This window comes from Chryseobacterium sp. SIMBA_028, assembly GCF_046535285.1.
GTDB lineage: Bacteria > Bacteroidota > Bacteroidia > Flavobacteriales > Weeksellaceae > Chryseobacterium.
In genome coordinates this window covers 273,890-292,908 of record NZ_JAWRWZ010000002.1, presented here as the reverse complement: position 1 = coordinate 292,908, position 19,019 = coordinate 273,890, and the positions used below count along the sequence as shown (strand labels likewise).

The window sequence follows — 19,019 nt, the reverse complement described above, 5'->3', positions numbered from 1 at the left end:
ATCTGATTCACATTTTATAAAAAATAACTATATTTATCACGTTTTTAACAGTTATATATTCCGATTATGAAAAAATTACTCTATTCTTTTTTAATACTGTCATCTGCAACCTTATTTGCACAGAAAAAACTTGCCGTTGCTGATAATACTATTGGAACAGTAGATCTGTTCAATGCAAAAAAATCTTTAATGCAAGTTTCAAAGGTGTACAACAGTGCAGCAAGCCTTCCTGCAGCCTTGAAAAAATACAGCTCTGTTTTCACTAATGGGGTTACTGAATACAAATTCAAAAACGGACATAACGTATTAGATATAATGACACTGGCTCAAATCAACAAGCAGCATGGTATTCCTGAGGATAACCTTGTTTTTATTGACGGATATGAGTTTACAGATTCAGCAACTAAAATATTCCCTGAGATTGTAGCAAAATCAGAGAAAAAAGATTACAACGGAAAAACAACATACTACATTTACACCACGAAGTAATTTCTACACGATATAAAAAAAGGATACTATAGTATAGTATCCTTTTTTTATTTTAATATTTATTATTCCACTTCTTCTTCAGCTCTTCGTAGATTTTCTTTTCCGTTGAGTTATTTCCGGGTTCATACAATTTCACATTTCTGATCTCTTGAGGCAGAAAATCCTGATCTACAAAATTCCCCTCATAGGAATGGGCATATTTATATTCTTTCCCATAATCAAGATCTTTCATCAGCTTTGTAGGAGCATTTCTCAAATGAAGCGGCACAGGAAGATTCCCTGTCTGCTTTACCAATGCCAAAGCCTCATTGATAGCCATATACGCCGAATTACTCTTTGGAGACACCGCCAGATAAACCGCCGTTTCACTTAATATGATCCTTGCCTCAGGGTTCCCGATCACATTTACCGCCTGAAAGCAACTATTAGCAATCACCAATGCATTAGGATTTGCCAGTCCAATATCTTCTGCCGCCAGAATAAGCATTCTTCTTGCGATAAACTTAATATCCTCTCCTCCCGCAATCATTCTTGCCAGCCAATACACCGCTCCGTTGGGATCACTCCCACGCATGGATTTGATAAAGGCTGAAATAATATCATAATGCTGTTCTCCATTTTTGTCATAGAGAGCCATTGTTTCCTGAAGAACTTCCAAAACATCCGAATTGATGATTTCCGTGGTATCTGAATTTTTATATTGATTTAAAACCAGTTCTACCGAATTAATTAGTTTTCTGGCATCACCACCGGAATATTGAATAAAGGCCTCTTTCTCAAGAATTTTGAAATCTGTTCCCTCTTCTTTATTATATCTTTCAGAGGAAATATCAATAAGTTCCTCAAGTTTTTCATAGCTCAATGCTTTTAGAACATACACCTGACTTCTGGAAAGCAGGGCTGAAACTACTTCAAAACTAGGGTTTTCCGTGGTCGCTCCTATTAAAACGATCCATCCCTTTTCTACAGCATGTAATAAAGAATCCTGCTGAGATTTATTGAATCGGTGAATTTCATCAATAAATAAAATTGGAGATTTTCCAGAAAACAAATTCTGCTTCTTTGCATCTTCAATCACATCCCGCACATCCTTCACTCCTGAAGAAACTGCCGAAAGTTTATAAAACTTCCTGCCCGATTGCTCAGAAATAATTTCTGCCAAAGTGGTTTTTCCTGTTCCCGGAGGTCCCCAAAAAATCAGAGAGTTTAGAGAATTGTTCTCGATCATTTTCCTGATCGTCCCTTTTTCGCCGGTTAGATGCTCCTGCCCCAACATCTCCTCCAGAGTTTTGGGTCTTAATATTTCGGCTAATGGAATATTTTGATTCAAGGTATTCTTATTTTTAAGATCAATATTTCAGATTTCTATGCTCTGAAACTTATAACAAAATTAAACTAATTTTCATTTTTTTACCCTATTTTTGCATTGTTTTGAAACTTACATTCAATAAAATCATTACATTTCCGTTGGTAATTTTGATAAAATTTTACCAGTGGTTCATCTCGCCCCTACTTCCTAAAAATTGCCGTTACGAACCTACATGCTCTCATTATATGATAGAGTCGCTACAGGTTCATGGTGTATTTAAAGGGTTCTGGCTGGGATTCAAAAGAATTTTAAGGTGCCATCCTTGGGGAGGAAGCGGTTACGATCCTGTTCCACCCAAGCATAAAGATCAATAAACAAACTATTAAATCAACAGAAAAATGAGTAATATTTTTTTCAGAATTTACCTAGTAATATTTGCATTGATTACCCAATGTTTTTTTGCACAGGAATACCCTGGAGGTTTATCTGACGGAGCTTTAGACATCAACGGAAGCAATGTTCCCGTAAAAATCTATTCTACCACAGAACTAGGAGACCTTAATGCTTTTCCTGGCAGGGTCATCAACAATAATGTTCTGGTTATCCTTAATGATTCTAATTTTGAGCCTGCGTACTATAATTACAGTGCTTCTACTTTAGCAAGATTCAAGGATTCAAAGTATCAATTTTTCGATAAGAACTTTAAATTAATTGATTCTCCAGTCACTAAGGACAATATTACGACTTTCAAATATGCAGTAAAATCTGCAAAACCCATCGCTGCATCAGATAAAGTAGAACTTGAAACATCTTTTAAAATCTGGGATCCGTCAAAAGGAATCCAGCTTGGGTCTTTTACACTACATTTCTACAGCTTAATGTTTGTTTTTGCATTTGGATTTGGTTATATCTTAATGACCAGAATCTTTAAATTTGATAATGTTAATCAAAAATATCTGGAGCCTCTTTTCACCTGGACATTGATAGGAACGATTCTTGGGGCAAGACTTGGTCACGTTATTTTCTATCAGCCTGAGTTATTTAAAGAAGACTTTTGGAGTGTATTTCTACCCATCAGCACAAAAAATGGGTTGAAATTCACAGGATTCTCAGGGCTGGCAAGTCACGGGGCAACCATTGCAATTATTCTTACCACTCTTTATTATTCATTCAAGGTAATTAAGAAAAATCCTTTCTGGGTATATGACAGATTGGGTATTGTAGTTGCCTTGGGAGGTGCATTTGTAAGAATGGGAAATTTCTTCAATTCCGAGATTGTTGGAAAGCCTGCTGATCCAAATTCTCCGTTTGCATTACTTTTCCCTCAACAGAGCAGTGAATACGGCCTTACCGTTCCTCGTTACCCAAGCCAGTTATTTGAAGCTGTAGGCTATATTGCTCTTTTCATTTTACTATGGATATTGTACAGAAAAACAAATAAAAAATATCAGCAGGGATGGTTATTTGGATTGTTCTTTATCATCCTTTGGGCCATCAGATTCTTTGTTGAATTCCTGAAAGAACCACAAGGTGATGAATTCATTCAGATTGGAGGTCTCAATACAGGGCAGGTTCTTTCCATTCCATTTATGATTGCAGGGGTTATCATTATGATTATCTCTAAGAAATTTAAAATCACAGAGGCAGAAAACGAAAAGCCGGAATAGATTAGAAAGATAAAATCGCAAAACAGCGAAAAGGCAAATTTACAGATCCGTAAATTTGCCTTTTTTATTTTAAGTTTTCCAAATATGGATTATTTCAATGGATATCTTTTTTACAGTTTCTTATTTGTCCTTACATTCAATTCTGTAAATACACTTCCCAATTCATCAATAACATCCGTAGGGAGCATGGATTCTTTTGAATATTTTTCAGCAGCAAGATCTCCTGCTTTTCCATGCAGCCAAACTCCCAAAGCACAGGCATCTTCTCCTGAATATCCCTGCGCTAAAAGAGAGGTAAGAATTCCGGTAAGAATATCTCCGCTTCCCCCTTTTGCAAGCCCAGCATTTCCGGTAATGTTATAGAATACTTTTCCGTCAGGAGTAATAATCTGTGTATGATGATCCTTTAATATGATATAAATAGTAAGTTCTCCGGCTTTTTCCACGGCTAGTTTTAATCTTTTAAAAGAGTCTTTTGTTTTTCCAAACAACCTTTCAAATTCTTTTGGGTGAGGGGTAATGATTGATTTTTCCGGAATAAAGCCAAGGTTCTTCTCATCTTCAGAAATGATATTCAGCGCATCGGCATCCAATACCAATGGCGTAGAATAATTTTTCAGAAAATTCAAAAGCCCTTTTCTTGTATCTTCATGGATTCCTAAGCCAGGGCCAATTCCGACAGTCTGCTCATTATCAATATCAAAATGATCCACCCATTGCTCACCTCCTTTCACAAACATAGCTTCCGGACATGAGGTTTGTAATACCTCATAACCACATTGAGGAGCTAGAGTGAAAGTGAGTCCGGCACCTGTTCTCAAAGCCGATTTTGTTGCCAATACTGCAGCTCCTATTTTACCGTAACTTCCGCCAACAATAAAAGCTCTGCCATAATTTCCCTTGTGGGCAAAATCATTTCTGGGCTTAAAAACAGATTCAGCAAGCTCATCATCTATTACAAAGTAATTCGTTTTTGCTACTTCTGCATATTCCTTATGTAAGCCAATATTTAAAACCTTTATTATTCCTGCATATCTTCCTGTTTCCGGATGAAGAAAGCTTCGTTTCCAACATTCAAAACTCAGCGTGTAGTCCGTTTTCAAAACAATAGAATCTTCATGAAGTAATCCATCAGCAGACAATCCGGAGGGAATATCTATTGATACTTTTATATTATCTTTTGTATTTAATAGCTCAACAAGTTCTTTATATTCCCCATCCAAAGGCCTGGATAATCCTGTTCCAAAAAGTGCATCAATGATGATTGTCTTGTCATCAAAGCTATATTGCTCAACCTGACTAAACTTTCGGACAGAAACACCTGAAATATCTCGAAGTCTTTTAAGGTTTATTGTTGCATCTTCTGAAAATTTTGCTTTGGGATCGTTTACAAATACATCTACATCAAAACCTTTCAGATAGAGTATTCTTGCAACAGCCAATCCATCTCCGCCATTATTCCCATTACCACAAAACACCACCATTTTTTTATGATTTTTACAATGTTCGGAAATCCAGTTGCCAACAGCCATCGAGGCCCTTTCCATCAATTGAACAGAAGAAATAGGTTCCTGTGAAATGGTAAACTGGTCCCAGCTGCGAATTTGTTCTGTGGTAAAGATTTTCATGGGTAAATCTAACTTTTAAGCAAATTACAAAAGATTTTTCATTACGGTAGTAACCTCAGCAATAAAAATAGAGAGACTTCATTAATGAAATAAAAGATGAATACAAATTCATTATTTTCATTAAAATAAATGATGTAAAAATCAACTTTTACGGAACAAAAACTTATAAAAAGTAATGTTTTTACATTTTTAAATTATATTTTTGTGTGTATACTAATTAAAAAATATAAATTATGGGATTTGTTAAAGAATTTAAAGACTTTGCCTTTAAAGGAAATGTTCTCGATTTAGCTGTCGGTGTAATCATTGGTGCAGCATTTGGTAAAATTGTTTCATCTTTAGTGGAAGATGTAATTACACCTTTGATACTGAACCCGGCATTAAAAGCAGCGGGAGCAGAAAATATTGCTAAACTGACCTGGAATGGTGTTGCCTATGGAAACTTCCTTTCTGCAGTAATCAGCTTCCTGTGTATTGCCATGGTTCTTTTCTGGATCATTAAAGGAGCTAATAAGGTTAACAAAAAAGATGCTCCGGCTCCTGCAGGACCTACAGATGATCAAAAATTATTAACAGAGATCAGAGATTTATTGAAAAGTAAAAACAATATATAATCTGCTATTCAGCAATGTAAATAAAAAAAAGCACCTTTTTAGAAAAGGTGCTTTTAGTTTTATATCTTAATTTTCCAATTACTGGATCTGTAGAATACTTGAAATCTGCTCTGCCAGGGAAAGTCCTATTCTATCCTGAGCTTCCAAAGTAGAAGCACCCGTATGTGGTGTTAAGGAGATTTTTGAATGAGTAAGAATTCCCTTGGAAGGGGTAGGTTCATTAATGAAAACGTCCAGTCCTGCGAACTTCACTTTACCGGAATCCAAAGCTTCTATTAAAGCTCCTTCATCAATCACACCTCCTCTGGAACAGTTAACAATGGCTACTCCATCCTTCATGATCTCAAATTCATTCTTACCAATCATATATCCGTCTTTCTGAGCCGGAACATGAAGAGTAATAAAGTCTGAATGCTTTAAAACATCTTGCAGGGGTTCTGTTTCTATATCAACATTGATAAACTGATTGTTGTAGAATTTTACCTTAATACTCGCTCTTCCTACATTATTATCTGCAGCAACCACTCTCATACCAAGTCCAAGGGCAATTCTTGCAACCTCCTGTCCTATTCTTCCCATACCCACAATACCGATCGTCTTACCTCTCAATTCAATACCGGCAGTATATGCTTTTTTAAGTCCTGCAAATTCTGTATCTCCTACCAAAGGCATTTTTCTGTTCGAATCCTGAAGAAATCTTGCCCCCGAAAATAGGTGTGCAAAAACAAGTTCAGCAACTGATTCTGAAGAAGCTGCAGGGGTATTGATTACATGAATACCCTTTTCTCTGGCATAGTCCACATCAATATTATCCATTCCTACACCACCTCTTCCAATGATATCGATGGATGGGCAACCGTCAATGATATCTTTTCTTACCTGTGTAGCACTTCTTACCAATAACGTACGGATCTTGTGCTCGTTAATATAATCCACCAAAAATTCCTGTGGAACCTTTGCTGTAATGACCTCAAACCCTTTCTCTGTTAATGCATCAATTCCAGATTGGTCTAGGCCGTCATTTGCTAAAACTTTCATAAATACAACTATATTTAAAATTGAAAAGATTTAAAAATTAAAGGAAAAGCTCCATTCAATTTTTAAATCTTTAATTATATTTTTTATTCTCCGTCTTCTTTGAACACTTCAATAGTCACTTGTTTTTCTACCAAGTCTGTAAATCTGCCCTTATATCTTGTAGCTCTTACCAAGTGGTTATCTATCCAGTGATAGTTTCCACCTCTCGGTTTTCCGCAGAGTACACTGTGGTATTTAAAACCATGCTTATCCAGCCAATCTATAGTGATTTGCTTTAGATTTTCGGTTCTTGAGGTAAAGAAACAGATCTGATGACCTTCATCATACCACTTATTAACGGTTTCCAGTGCATCCGGATAAGGCTCACAGGTAACCATTCTTTCTGGTTCTTCATTGGGAACATCCTCTGTAATGGTTCCGTCTATATCGATTAGGTAGTTTTTAACTCCATCCTTTAGAATAGGACTTATATGCTCTATGTATTCTAATTCCATCGTTACAATTTGAGTAACAAAGTTACAGCTTTTACAACTATCAGATGTATTAATCTTAGTTTATGTTAAAAATTTACTACAAAAATCACTATTTAATAAATAATATAAACATTTTATCCATCATTTACTGCATTATGATTAAAAATTTTCATTTGAGGATTTCCTTCGATAGTAAAAATGAGGATTTTTTTTAATGCTCAGATAAAGAATCATTCATTATAGTATATAAAATGGTATAACGACCCTAACCTCTTATATCTTTCTTAACCTTATTTACTTTTCAGTTTACAAAAGCATGATGTTTATCGAAAAATTTCCAAAATACATTTATTACTCTTACATTTGTAGAAATGGAAGAATTTGTAGTTTTAGTAAATCCTGAGGACGAAGTTCTGGGTTTGATGGAAAAACAACAGGCTCACATCAATGGCCTGTTGCACCGCGCTTTTTCTGTATTTCTTTTTAACAGTAAAGGCGAAATGCTTCTTCAAAAAAGAGCCTCGGTAAAATATCATTCTCCCAATCAATGGACCAACGCAGTATGCTCTCATCCCAGAGATGGAGAGACTTATTTAGCGGGCGCTAAACGCAGGCTGAAAGAAGAACTGGGTATTGAAGCAGAGCTTTCAGAAAAATTCAGCTTTATCTATAAGGCAGATGTAGGCGGAGGTCTTTGGGAACATGAACTTGACCATGTTTTTGTAGGAAATCATGAATCTGATTTTAATTTGAATAAGGAAGAAGTGGAAGAGGTAAGATTCGTTTCCCCTGAAGATTTGGATAAGGAGATTTCTGAAAATCCTGAAAACTTTACTGAATGGTTTAAAATCATCCTTGAAGAATATAAACACCATTTTTAATGATGAAAAGAATATTGCTTGTTTCTGCTTTTGTATCAGGAAGTTTGTTTTTTGCTCAAAAAGCAAAGACTTATGAAAGCCCCAACTACACCATCAATGTTCCGGATGGCTGGAAATCTACCAACGATAGTGATATTGTCAATATTTTTCCTACCAATGAAATCGGAGCCATTACTATTTCCGAATATCATGACCTTAATCTTCCCAAGACCGAAACAAAGAAATTTATTCTGGCTCTTTATAAATCAGAAGATGCGGAAAATAAGGTAAAAGAGAGTAAAAGCAAAAAAGGATATACGGAATATTACTACGAATATTTTGATCAAAAAGATAACCTCTTCTGGATTACCAGGGCCTTTCAAAAAGACAAGGACTTGTTTCTGGTAACTATCAATTGTGGCCAGAAATTCTGGAATGGAAACTATATGACCCTATTCAATGAGACTTTCAACAGTTTTAAAATAAAGAAATAAAAATTAAATATGAAGAAAACAGCCTTGTACGACAAACATGTTTCCTTGGGAGCTAAGATCGTACCTTTCGCAGGTTTTGAAATGCCTGTACAGTATTCAGGAGTAACGGAAGAACATTTCGCAGTAAGAGAGAAAGCAGGATTATTTGATGTTTCCCACATGGGACAGTTTTTCATCGAAGGTCCGGGTTCAAAAGATCTTTTACAATTTGTAACGACCAATAATGTAGATGCTCTTGAAAACGGAAAAGCTCAATATTCATGTCTTCCTAACGAAAACGGAGGAATTGTGGATGATCTTATCGTTTACAAAATGGAGGATGACAAATACTTTGTGGTAGTAAATGCTTCTAATATTGACAAGGACTGGAACCATATTTCAAAATTCAACACATTTGGGGCAACAATGACCAATGCTTCTGATGACATGTCATTGTTGGCTGTTCAGGGTCCTAGAGCAACTGAAATTCTTCAGAAACTTACTGATGTAAACCTTTCTGAAATTCCTTACTATAACTTCACTGTAGGAAGTGTAGCAGGAGTAAGCGATGTGATTATTTCGAATACAGGATATACAGGAAGCGGTGGTTTTGAAATTTATTTCAACAACGAAAGTGCGGAGAAACTTTGGGACGAAATAATGAAAGCTGGCGAAACTGAGGGTATCATTCCATGTGGATTGGCTTCCAGAGATACTTTAAGACTTGAAAAAGGATTCTGTCTTTACGGAAATGATATTGACGATACAACTTCTCCAATTGAAGCTGGTTTAGGATGGATTACAAAATTTGATAAGGATTTTGTTTCCAAAGATACTTTCGCCAAGCAAAAAGAAGAAGGGGTAAGCAGAAAATTAATTGCTTTCGAACTTACAGACAAAGGAGTTCCAAGACATGACTATCCTGTTGTAGATGCTGAAGGAAATGTAATCGGAAAAGTAACTTCCGGAACACAATCTCCCATGAGAAAGATCGGTTTAGGTCTTGCTTATGTAGACAAGCCTCACTTCAAATTAGGTTCTGAAATATTTATTCAGGTAAGAAACAAAAACATCCCTGCAAAAGTAGTGAAAGCTCCTTTTGTATAATCGTTTGATACTATATAAAAAGAGGCTGGAATTTATTTCCAGCCTCTTTTTTTTCTTTAATAGCAGATACAGCAGACCTTTCTGTCCGGCGAGCAGGCATCACCTACTCCAGGTGTATTGGATGGTACTCCACCACCAGGTCCACATAAAGTATAGCAATTAACAATAATAGGTTTTAGCCCTCCGTTAATCTCTTTCAATGATGATCTGTTAAGATTCTTTGTTTTTAAAAAGTTTTTTGTCATGATTTTATTTTTTGGTACTTATAAATATAAGTAATTAGTAATTAATAATTAAACCATTAAAAATAAATCATAAGATATAGACAAAACAATAAGTCAAAGAGGTAGGGAAATCAGGAATTTTATTCATTGATTCCAAAGAACGCTCTCAAAGCTTCAATATTTTTTTTATCGTTTCCTACAAAAATCTCCTTATCAGTAATGAAAACAGGACGTTTCAGGAAAGTATAATGATCCAATAGTAATTCTTTAAAATCTTTTTCTCCCAAAGACTTCACATCCAAGCCTCTCAACTTGATCTGAGTAGATTTTCTACTGAATAACGCATCATAAGATTTAGTCATTTTATGCATTTCTTCTAGTTCCTCTTTGGTGATAGGTTGTTTTTTGATCTCACGAAGTTCCCAGTCGGTAAGATCAAACTGTGCTAAAATTTTTCTACAGGTATCACATGTGTTAAGGTAAAATACTTTCTTCATTATTATCTTTAAGTCTGTTATTTGTTAAAATTCGGTTTTATACCCATTTCGTCTTTCAAAAGTAGGATTTAATCTAAAACTTTGGAAATTATTAAATAACTTTATTCAAATTTTATAAAGATGCAGAACAAACCTATTACTTTTCAGTTTATTTCAGAGCCGTCAGATGTTAACTATGGTGGAAATGTACATGGCGGAAGCGTTATGAAATGGATTGATCAGGCAGGCTATGCGTGTGCCACCACCTGGAGCGGAAATTATTCTGTAACTGTATATGTGGGAGGAATTCGCTTTTATGAGCCTATCAAGATAGGTGAAGTGGTAAAAGTGGATGCACAGGTGATCTATACGGGATCTTCCAGTATGCATATTTCCATCAATGTCTTTTCACGAAATCTGAAACAACCTACTTTTGATAAAAAGACACACTGCATTATTGTTTTTGTAGCAGTAGACGAAAATGGTAAAAAGCTGCCTGTTCCAAAATGGGTACCTGAAACTGAAGAAGAAAGACAAAAGGAACAATATGCCAAGCGCCTAATGGACCTGAGAACGCAGATTGAGGATGAGATGAAACCTTTTTTGTAAAGATTCATTGAGTTGGAGGATGGAGGATAATATAGTTTGAAAGATCAACAAAAAAATGCCAACACACTTTCAATAAACCTATGAAAAACATTTTTACATTATCCGCATTGCTGGTGGTTGCTTTAATTCAAGCACAAACCCATCAGTTTATCTATGAGTTGCAATATAAAATGGATTCGACAGAAGCAGGGTATGAAAAACTCAATATGATTTTGGATATTGGCCCAAAAGAAGTGAAGTTCTACGGTCAAAATCTGGCTATTACAGATTCTCTAAACAAAAAGTTTGGAATGAATTCCAGCTATATGGATATGTCTGGGCAGGGAGTGAAAAGAAAAATCAATTCTTTTGACAACGAAAATTTCATCAATATCAAAAACGGATATTACTCTTTTAAGACAACAGACAAAATCAACTGGACTATTTCAAATGAAACCAAAAAAGTAGAAACTTATACATTACAAAAGGCCACTACCCGATTTGGAGGAAGAAACTGGACTGCCTGGTTTTGTAAAGATATTCCCTTTAGCGAGGGACCCTTTAAGTTCCGTGGACTGCCGGGTTTAGTTTTTGAGTTATCAGATGCCGGGAAAAACTTTATTTACAATCTGGCAAAAAGTCAAAAACTTCCGGAAGACTTTTCTACAGAAGACTTTCTGGAGTCTAATTTTGGAAATAAAGCCATTCTCATCAATGAAAAGCAAAAATACAAACTGATCGTGGAGTTTTATAATGATCCTTTTGCCTTTGAAAGAAATAACTTCAGCAAAACCAACAACAATTTAAAAATTAATATCAACGGAAAAGAAATTCATACTGTAGATGAGCTGAATACCCAAACCAAAAGCATGCAGGAGGTTATCAGAAAATACAATAATCCGATTGAAGTTGATAAAGTGATTCATTATCCAATATATTAATACCATTCCTTTGATTTTTGTTTTTAGCTAGAGCCTATGGAATTTGTATTTCATTTATTGGGGTGGGCCAAAGCCCACCCTGTTGATCCAGTCAGGCAGATATTAAAGTTTAACGACAAAATATTTTATCTTATAACCTTAATTCCTATATTTGCGCTATCAAAAGGAAATGGTGTTCTTCCTTACCCAACCGCTTTACAAAAGCTGATGACGCCTGATTAATAGATTATTAACCAATAACTAATCAGGATTATTATGTCAAAACATCAATGGACATTTAGTAAGAAAGTAATTTTTCACACCCAATTTTTTTTAAGAAAATTCCCGGCACTACCTTATATTTTAAAGTGGCTGTTCATTAGTATGATTCTTGGCCTACTGGTAGGAACAGCTTCTGCGGGATTTTTACAATCGTTAGAATGGGCCACCAATTTCAGGGAAAATCATTTATGGTTAATTACACTACTTCCTGTTGCCGGTTTCCTGATTGGACTTTTATATTATTACTTTGGAAAAGATGTTGAGGCAGGAAATAACCTCCTGATTGATAATATTCATGATCCGAAAGAAATTATTCCGCTCAAAATGGCTCCCTTTGTTTATCTGGGAACTATTGCAACTCATCTATTTGGAGGTTCTGCAGGACGTGAGGGAACAGCACTTCAGATGGCCGGTGCTATTGCAGATCAGCTTACCAAGCCATTCGAGCTTGATAAAAGTGAAAGAAAAATATTAATTATTTCCGCAATTGCCGCCGGATTCGGATCTATTTTCGGAACTCCTCTGGCTGGAGCAGTTTTTGGACTTGAGGTTTTCCTGATTGGAAGAATACGGTACAATGCAATATTTCCAGCCTTTGCTTCGGCTATCTTAGCAAATTACGCCACTACTCTATGGAATGTAAAGCATACTCATTATCATATTGACATCATTCCAAAATTAGAATTTTTACCAATCCTGTGCAGCATTTTAGCAGGTATTGCCTTTGGGATTTGTGCTGCTGCATTCAGTAAAATTATTCATTGGGCTGGCTCTCTTTTTAAATCAAAAATTAAATATCCACCACTTCGTCCTGTAATTGGAGGAACTATCATTGCTTTAGCTGTTCTGGCGATGGGCACAACCCGCTATATTGGATTAGGAGTTCCCGTCATCGTAGAATCCTTTGAAAAGCAGCTTCCTTTATATGATTTTGCCTTGAAAATGATTTTTACTATCGTTACACTTTCCGCAGGATTTAAAGGAGGCGAAGTCACTCCTTTGTTCTTTATCGGAGCAACTCTGGGTAGTGCATTATCTCTGTTTATCCCCTTACCGTTTGGTTTATTGGCCGGGATGGGGTTTGTAGCTGTATTTGCAGGAGCAACCAATACTCCGCTGGCGTGTATACTGATGGGAATTGAATTATTTGGGGCAGAATGTGGTGCTTATATAGCCATTGCTTGCATTGTTTCCTATCTTCTGTCAGGACACAATAGTATTTATACCAAGCAAAAAATTGGAGTCGCCAAGAACAGAAGATATGAAAACCAGCAGGATCAGTCTATTTCAGACTTTTTATAAATGTACCGTTGGTAGGCCATAATCAAGATGATTTTGAATATTGGATTTCAAATTATTCCTTGTCTTCTATTTTCTGAACAATAGCCCCCAAACGCTAAGACTCTCAAACACTCCGATTCTCAAACGCTAAAACCCCAAATCTTACAACTATAATCCGTATTTTTGCCCCATGTTCGATTACAGGTTAAAAGTATTCCATACCGTGGCTTCCAGGCTAAGTTTTACTAAAGCTTCTGAGGAGCTTCATATTTCGCAGCCAGCAGTTACCAAACATATTAAGGAAATTGAAGTTCAGCTGGAAACTAAATTATTTGACAGAAAAGGGACTTCCATCCAATTGACGCAAAGTGGAAAGATTCTGTATGAATATGCTGAAAAGATCAGAAATATTTACCGTGATCTGGAATTTGAAATCAACCAGATTAATCAACAGCATAAAGGAAAACTTATTATTGGAGCCAGCACCACCGTTGCTCAATACATTTTACCTGAAATTCTTGCAAAATTCAATGCATATTACAAAGACATCAAAATAGAGCTTCTTACCGGAAATACAGAAGCTATTTCCTCTCTTTTAAAAGAAGAAAAGATTGATCTGGGCATTATTGAAGGAGAATCACAGTCTTCTTATTTTGAATATAAAACCTTTAAACCTGATGAAATTGTACTGGCTGCAAAATCAGATCATCTTCTGGCAAATAAAACCTTAAACTTAAAAGATCTATACCAACTGGATCTTATTTTCCGTGAACAAGGCTCCGGAACGCTGGAGTTTATTCAAAACCGTTTAAAGGAAAAGGAAATCAACATCAATGAATTGAATACCGTTATTCAACTGGGAAGCAGTGAAAGTATTAAAAACTACCTTCTTCATTCGGATTGCATGGCTTTTCTTTCTATAAGTACGATTTTGAACGAATTGAAAAACAACATTCTTACGGTTATTGACATTAAAAACTTTAGTATCGAAAGGGATTTTCATTTTATTCTTCCAAAAGGTGAACAATCTGAACTGATCAAGCTTTTCCTGAAATTTGCAGAGTAATTGATTTGTACGATGTATAAAGTATTAATGTAAAAAATACTAATGATTCAGCTGCTTCTATAGTTGATTATCTGAAACACATTTCATATTAATTATAACTTCTAGTTATTCAATATAACAAAATACAATTTACTTTGTAATAATATATTGCGGAATTTTGTTCCAGATTTTAAACGTTCGCAATATGAAAGATTTCATTCAAAATGAAGCAACACGGAAAGTAATTTTTATTGGATTAGCTGTCTTATCCTTAACTCCGTTGGTATCATCCCCGATTGCCCTAATATTAGGTTTTGCCCTGGCAGTTTTTATGGGAAACCCTTTTGAAAAACACCTTCACCACTATATTCATTTACTACTGCAAGTTTCCATTGTTGGGCTGGGCTTCGGCTTAAAACTGGATGAAGCTCTTCACGCCGGAAAAACAGGATTGATGCTAACAGTGGTAAGTATTGTTACAGTAATGCTTTTGGGATACATTTTAGGAAAAGTATTTAAACTTGAAAGACCTCTTTCTTATCTTATTTCTGCCGGTACCGCAATTTGTGGAGGAAGTGCCATTGCTGCTGTTTCTCCTATTATTAAACCCAGCACAAAACAAATTTCCCTGGCATTAGCCATTGTTTTTACGTTAAACTCCATTGCTTTATTCGTTTATCCGGCTATTGGACACTTGCTGAATCTTTCACAGGAACAGTTTGGGCTTTGGTGTGCGGTTGGGATTCATGATACAAGTTCTGTAGTGGGTGCCGCAAGCAAATATGGAGATGAAGCTTTAAAAATTGCCACCACTGTGAAATTAGCCCGTGCTTTATGGATCATACCCGTTTCGTTGATTACCATGTTCATTTTTAAAAGTAAGGATTCGAAAATAAAAATCCCATGGTTTATCGGATACTTCATATTAGCGATTCTATTGAATACTTATTTCCCTTTTATGGATAACTTTAGTACTATCATTACCTCAGTAGCCAAATCAGGTCTGAATCTTACCTTATTTTTCATTGGTTCTACTCTTTCTCTACAAACCTTAAAAACGATTGGTTTTAAGCCTTTGTTAACCGCTGTACTGCTCTGGGTAACCATCAGTATAGGAAGTTTACTTTATATTATTCATTAAAAGCAGCAGCACCCTCCTGAAATCAAGAGGGTGCTGCCTATTAAATGTGGAAATGTTTATTTCATATTGAAATAATCTCTGCAGCCAACCCGATTAACAAGTCATAACCTGTGGGCAAGAGATAAGCTGAACGCAGTATTTAGGCCCTGTTACAGCTCCTGTACAACTGCATCCGCAAAGTGATGCATCCGGAGTTCCAATATTTCCAGAACCTCCGATCCCTCCTGAAATCTTCTTCAGGTCTTCTTTTCTTAATTTTTTAGCATTTTTAATAATGTTCATGTGATTTGTTTTTTGGGATTAAACAATATAGTTTGGTTACTTCCCAAAGTTAAACAAATATTAATTACTCACAACATAATTTAATATAAAATTAAACAATACATTGATTATATTATAATTAAGATATCAAAAAACAGGATAGCAACTCTCAGAATTATTAAACAAATTAAATCACTCTGTAAATTCAAGGTCCTTATCATGGGTTTCCGAGATCGTAAGTGACGAATAAAATGCAAGTCCAAATACCACTACTCCAACAATGGCAGCACTTATGATTACAGAAAAATTACCTTTAAGAAGATCAAAGGCAAGAATCATCACCGGTACCAACCCCCTTACCATATTAGGAACGGTTGTGGTTGCTGTATTTCTGATATTCGTACCAAACTGCTCCGCGGCAAGGGTGACAAACATTGCCCAGTATCCTGTCCCCAATCCCAGCCAGACACAGAACAGATAGTATTTTGTTTCTGTATCTGTATTCCCGAACAACATAAATGCAACCCCAATAATAGTGAAAACCAACATATAAAATATTGCCATTTTTCGTGATTGTAAGGCATGAGAAATAAAACCACTCATCAAGTCACCGACAGAAATCCCCACATAAGCCCACATGATTGCTTTTCCGGGGCTGAGATCTTTTATTCCGAACTCAGGAGCAAATTGATTAGCCAAAACAGCGAGAATCCCAATACAATACCATGTAGGTAATCCTACGGCAATACATTTTAAGTATCTCACCAGCCTGTCCTTATTCGTGAAAAAGGATAGAAAATTTCCTTTGGAGACATTTTCATGCTCAATATTCTTATATATCCCTGATTCTGATACGCTTATTCTCAAAATCAATAACAGAACCCCCATAATCCCGCCAATAATGTAAGAGATATTCCACCCTCCGGCTAATTCTACCGTAAGCTGGGCAACGACAGCCCCCATTAATCCAAAACCCGCCACAACGGAGGTTCCAATAGCTCTTAAATTCTTCGGCAGACTCTCAGAAACCAGTGTAATTCCAGCTCCAAGCTCTCCAGCTAAACCTATTCCCGCAATAAACCTTAGACCCGCATATTGATATACTAAATGCTCTTTTGGAAAATAGGGTAAAAAACCACAGGCAATATTGGCAAGGGAATACACTAAAATGGAACCGAAGAGTACGGAAAGCCTTCCCTTTTTATCCCCGAAAATACCCCAGAAGACTCCTCCGATAAGAAGTCCTACCATCTGGCAATTCAGGATAAAGGTTCCGTCTGCATCCGGATTAAGCCCTAAGGCTTTTAAACTGGGGATCCTTACAATCCCAAATAAGAGGAGGTCATAGATGTCTACGAAATAGCCTAAGGCAGAAATAATAACGGGAATCGAAAAAATGTACTTTAGTTTCGAAGATAGTGACAGTTCTTGCATTGTTAAATTTTGATAAAAATAAAAAACCTTTCAATTTCTTGAAAGGTTTTTATAAAATATCTTAATCTGATTATTATCTTGCAATATTCACAGCTCTCGTTTCTCTGATTACTGTTACTTTTACCTGCCCCGGATAAGTAAGTTCATTCTGAATCTTTTCAGAGATATCGTAAGATAGTTGAGAAGCTACTTCATCATTTACTTTTCCACTCTCTACCATTACTCTTAATTCTCTACCTGCCTGGATTGCATAAGCACTTGATACTCCATCGAAGCTTAACGCTGCAGATTCAAGGTCTTTCAATCTCTGGATGTAAGATTCCAATACTTGTCGTCTTGCTCCTGGTCTTGCTCCTGAAATAGCATCAGCTACCTGAATGATTGGAGATAATAATGACTTCATTTCAATTTCGTCGTGGTGAGCTCCAATGGCATTTACTACTTCTGGGTTTTCACCGTATTTCTCAGCCCACTGCATTCCTAATAAAGCGTGTGGTAATTCAGATTCCTGCTCAGGGACTTTACCAATATCATGCAATAGACCTGCTCTCTTAGCCAGTTTTACGTTTAAGCCTAATTCAGCAGCCATCGTTGCAGCAATGTTTGCTACTTCTCTTGAGTGCTGTAGTAAGTTTTGTCCATATGAAGAACGGTACTTCATTCTACCAACAATCTTAATTAACTCTGGGTGTAATCCGTGGATCCCTAGGTCAATAATCGTTCTTTTTCCTACTTCAATGATCTCCTCTTCAATTTGCTTTCTAGTCTTTTCTACTACTTCTTCGATTCTTGCAGGGTGGATTCTACCGTCTGTAACCAATCTGTGAAGGGATAGTCTTGCAATCTCTCTTCTTACCGGATCAAAACATGAAAGAAGAATAGCTTCCGGAGTATCATCAACGATGATCTCAACTCCTGTTATCGCTTCTAATGCACGGATGTTTCTACCTTCTCTACCAATAATCCTACCTTTTACTTCATCAGATTCAATGTTGAATACTGATACTGAGTTTTCGATAGCCTGCTCTGTTCCGATTCTTTGGATCGTTTGAATAACAATTTTTCTGGCTTCGTTCTTAGCATTCATCTGAGCTTCCTCCATGATGCCCTGAACGTGTGCCTGTGCTCTTGTCTTCGCTTCAGCCTTCATGGTTTCTACCAATTCTGCCTTAGCTTCTTCAACCGTGTAATTAGAGATCTTTTCAAGTATTTCAACTTTCTTAGCGGTAGCTATATCTAATTCCTGCTGTTTTCTGTCCAGAATTTCGTTCTTCTTAGCGTAATCTGCAATCTGTCTGTCTAAATCCTTTTCAAGTTTTCCTGTCTTGCTAAGCTCATCATTCAGTTTGTGTTCCTTGTCTTTCGTTCTTTTTTCAGCTTCTTGCATCTTTTTCTCGCGAGATTGGATGTCTGCATCATGCTGAGATTTTAGTTCAAGGAATTTTTCCTTAGCTTGAAGATTCTTTTCTTTCTTTATGGATTCAGCTTGTACGTTAGCTTTTTCTATAAGGTTTTCGGCATTTTTAGTTGCATCATCTATGATAAATTTTGCCTTAGTATTCAGTGAGCTTTTGGAAAAAAACATTCCCACGACAGCACCAATTACTAAACAAACAACACCGACTATAACTTCTATCATAATTTATATTGAGTTTTAATTGTATTCATATCCTTTAAATAAAAAAAGCCCACAATAATCCAGGGATTGA

At 36.1% G+C, this 19,019-nt stretch carries 21 protein-coding genes and 1 riboswitch; of the genes, 12 read left to right on the top strand and 9 right to left on the bottom strand.

All coding sequences use genetic code 11. From position 1 onward, the window contains the following. Positions 1-66: 66 nt before the first annotated feature. Complete coding sequence (locus SCA31_RS03540) at positions 67-489, top strand: hypothetical protein (protein ID WP_410695468.1); 423 nt, start codon at positions 67-69, stop codon at positions 487-489. Between the two features lie 52 nt (positions 490-541). On the opposite strand, the gene SCA31_RS03535 is transcribed toward SCA31_RS03540, so the two are convergent. Beyond that, entirely contained in the window at positions 542-1,819 is a 1,278-nt protein-coding gene (locus SCA31_RS03535) for a replication-associated recombination protein A (RefSeq protein ID WP_410695467.1), read from the bottom strand. A 101-nt stretch (positions 1,820-1,920) separates the two neighbouring features. Between SCA31_RS03535 and yidD the strand changes: the two genes are divergently transcribed. Then, positions 1,921-2,172 carry a membrane protein insertion efficiency factor YidD gene (yidD, locus tag SCA31_RS03530; protein ID WP_410695466.1) on the top strand — a complete coding sequence of 84 codons (252 nt, stop codon included), beginning with the start codon at positions 1,921-1,923 and terminating at the stop codon, positions 2,170-2,172. 444 nt (positions 2,173-2,616) lie between these two features. Next, positions 2,617-3,465, top strand: coding sequence for a prolipoprotein diacylglyceryl transferase (lgt, locus tag SCA31_RS03525; RefSeq protein WP_410695606.1), 849 nt, complete (start codon positions 2,617-2,619; stop codon positions 3,463-3,465). Between the two features lie 110 nt (positions 3,466-3,575). Here the strand turns inward: lgt and SCA31_RS03520 are convergent, their stop codons facing one another. After that, positions 3,576-5,093: an NAD(P)H-hydrate dehydratase gene (locus SCA31_RS03520; protein ID WP_410695465.1), complete on the bottom strand. Its 1,518-nt coding sequence runs from the start codon at positions 5,091-5,093 to the stop codon at positions 3,576-3,578. Positions 5,094-5,326: 233 nt separating this feature from the next. Between SCA31_RS03520 and mscL the strand changes: the two genes are divergently transcribed. Beyond that, the gene (mscL, locus tag SCA31_RS03515; protein ID WP_410695464.1) at positions 5,327-5,707 is read left to right on the top strand and encodes a large conductance mechanosensitive channel protein MscL; all 381 of its coding nucleotides are present in this window, start codon (positions 5,327-5,329) and stop codon (positions 5,705-5,707) included. Between the two features lie 78 nt (positions 5,708-5,785). Here mscL and SCA31_RS03510 read toward each other — a convergent pair whose 3' ends face one another. Both SCA31_RS03510 and SCA31_RS03505 read right to left on the bottom strand, forming a co-directional pair. Next, on the bottom strand, positions 5,786-6,745 hold the full coding sequence (locus SCA31_RS03510; RefSeq protein ID WP_410695463.1) for a D-2-hydroxyacid dehydrogenase: 960 nt from the start codon (positions 6,743-6,745) through the stop codon (positions 5,786-5,788). 83 nt (positions 6,746-6,828) lie between these two features. Continuing rightward, on the bottom strand, positions 6,829-7,239 hold the full coding sequence (locus SCA31_RS03505; RefSeq protein WP_410695462.1) for a phosphoheptose isomerase: 411 nt from the start codon (positions 7,237-7,239) through the stop codon (positions 6,829-6,831). Between the two features lie 350 nt (positions 7,240-7,589). On the opposite strand from SCA31_RS03505, the gene idi reads away from it, so the two are divergent. The 3 genes from idi to gcvT are packed head-to-tail and all read left to right on the top strand — an operon-like array spanning position 7,590 to position 9,658. Then, positions 7,590-8,099 carry an isopentenyl-diphosphate Delta-isomerase gene (gene idi, locus SCA31_RS03500; protein ID WP_410695461.1) on the top strand — a complete coding sequence of 170 codons (510 nt, stop codon included), beginning with the start codon at positions 7,590-7,592 and terminating at the stop codon, positions 8,097-8,099. After that, on the top strand, positions 8,099-8,572 hold the full coding sequence (locus SCA31_RS03495) for a hypothetical protein (protein WP_410695460.1): 474 nt from the start codon (positions 8,099-8,101) through the stop codon (positions 8,570-8,572). Before idi ends, SCA31_RS03495 begins: the two co-directional genes overlap by 1 nt. 9 nt (positions 8,573-8,581) lie before the next feature. Then, positions 8,582-9,658, top strand: coding sequence for a glycine cleavage system aminomethyltransferase GcvT (gene gcvT, locus SCA31_RS03490; RefSeq protein WP_410695459.1), 1,077 nt, complete (start codon positions 8,582-8,584; stop codon positions 9,656-9,658). A gap of 56 nt (positions 9,659-9,714) precedes the next feature. Here the strand turns inward: gcvT and SCA31_RS03485 are convergent, their stop codons facing one another. Then, positions 9,715-9,903: a hypothetical protein gene (locus SCA31_RS03485; RefSeq protein WP_410695458.1), complete on the bottom strand. Its 189-nt coding sequence runs from the start codon at positions 9,901-9,903 to the stop codon at positions 9,715-9,717. A 119-nt stretch (positions 9,904-10,022) separates the two neighbouring features. After that, positions 10,023-10,379: an arsenate reductase family protein gene (locus tag SCA31_RS03480; RefSeq protein ID WP_410695457.1), complete on the bottom strand. Its 357-nt coding sequence runs from the start codon at positions 10,377-10,379 to the stop codon at positions 10,023-10,025. A gap of 120 nt (positions 10,380-10,499) precedes the next feature. On the opposite strand from SCA31_RS03480, the gene SCA31_RS03475 reads away from it, so the two are divergent. The 5 genes from SCA31_RS03475 to SCA31_RS03455 all read left to right on the top strand — a co-directional run bounded on the left by SCA31_RS03475 (position 10,500) and on the right by SCA31_RS03455 (position 15,615). Beyond that, positions 10,500-10,967 (top strand): acyl-CoA thioesterase, encoded by a 468-nt coding sequence (locus tag SCA31_RS03475; protein ID WP_410695456.1) that lies wholly within the window; start codon positions 10,500-10,502, stop codon positions 10,965-10,967. Positions 10,968-11,047: 80 nt separating this feature from the next. Continuing rightward, positions 11,048-11,887, top strand: a complete 840-nt coding sequence (locus tag SCA31_RS03470) for a GLPGLI family protein (RefSeq protein ID WP_410695455.1) — start codon at positions 11,048-11,050, stop codon at positions 11,885-11,887. Positions 11,888-12,043: 156 nt separating this feature from the next. After that, positions 12,044-12,111, top strand: a riboswitch (Fluoride riboswitch). A 31-nt stretch (positions 12,112-12,142) separates the two neighbouring features. After that, positions 12,143-13,450, top strand: coding sequence for a voltage-gated chloride channel family protein (locus tag SCA31_RS03465; RefSeq protein WP_410695454.1), 1,308 nt, complete (start codon positions 12,143-12,145; stop codon positions 13,448-13,450). Positions 13,451-13,619: 169 nt separating this feature from the next. Further along, positions 13,620-14,495 (top strand): LysR family transcriptional regulator, encoded by an 876-nt coding sequence (locus SCA31_RS03460; RefSeq protein ID WP_076354098.1) that lies wholly within the window; start codon positions 13,620-13,622, stop codon positions 14,493-14,495. Between the two features lie 184 nt (positions 14,496-14,679). Continuing rightward, positions 14,680-15,615, top strand: a complete 936-nt coding sequence (locus SCA31_RS03455; RefSeq protein WP_410695453.1) for a YeiH family protein — start codon at positions 14,680-14,682, stop codon at positions 15,613-15,615. 93 nt (positions 15,616-15,708) lie between these two features. Here SCA31_RS03455 and SCA31_RS03450 read toward each other — a convergent pair whose 3' ends face one another. The 3 genes from SCA31_RS03450 to rny form a co-directional block, all read right to left on the bottom strand. Beyond that, a complete protein-coding gene (locus SCA31_RS03450; protein ID WP_410695452.1) occupies positions 15,709-15,897 on the bottom strand; it encodes a hypothetical protein in 189 nt (62 codons plus the stop codon). A gap of 171 nt (positions 15,898-16,068) precedes the next feature. Beyond that, a complete protein-coding gene (locus SCA31_RS03445; protein WP_410695451.1) occupies positions 16,069-17,310 on the bottom strand; it encodes an MFS transporter in 1,242 nt (413 codons plus the stop codon). Positions 17,311-17,383: 73 nt separating this feature from the next. Continuing rightward, entirely contained in the window at positions 17,384-18,949 is a 1,566-nt protein-coding gene (gene rny, locus SCA31_RS03440) for a ribonuclease Y (RefSeq protein WP_410695450.1), read from the bottom strand. Positions 18,950-19,019: the final 70 nt, after the last annotated feature.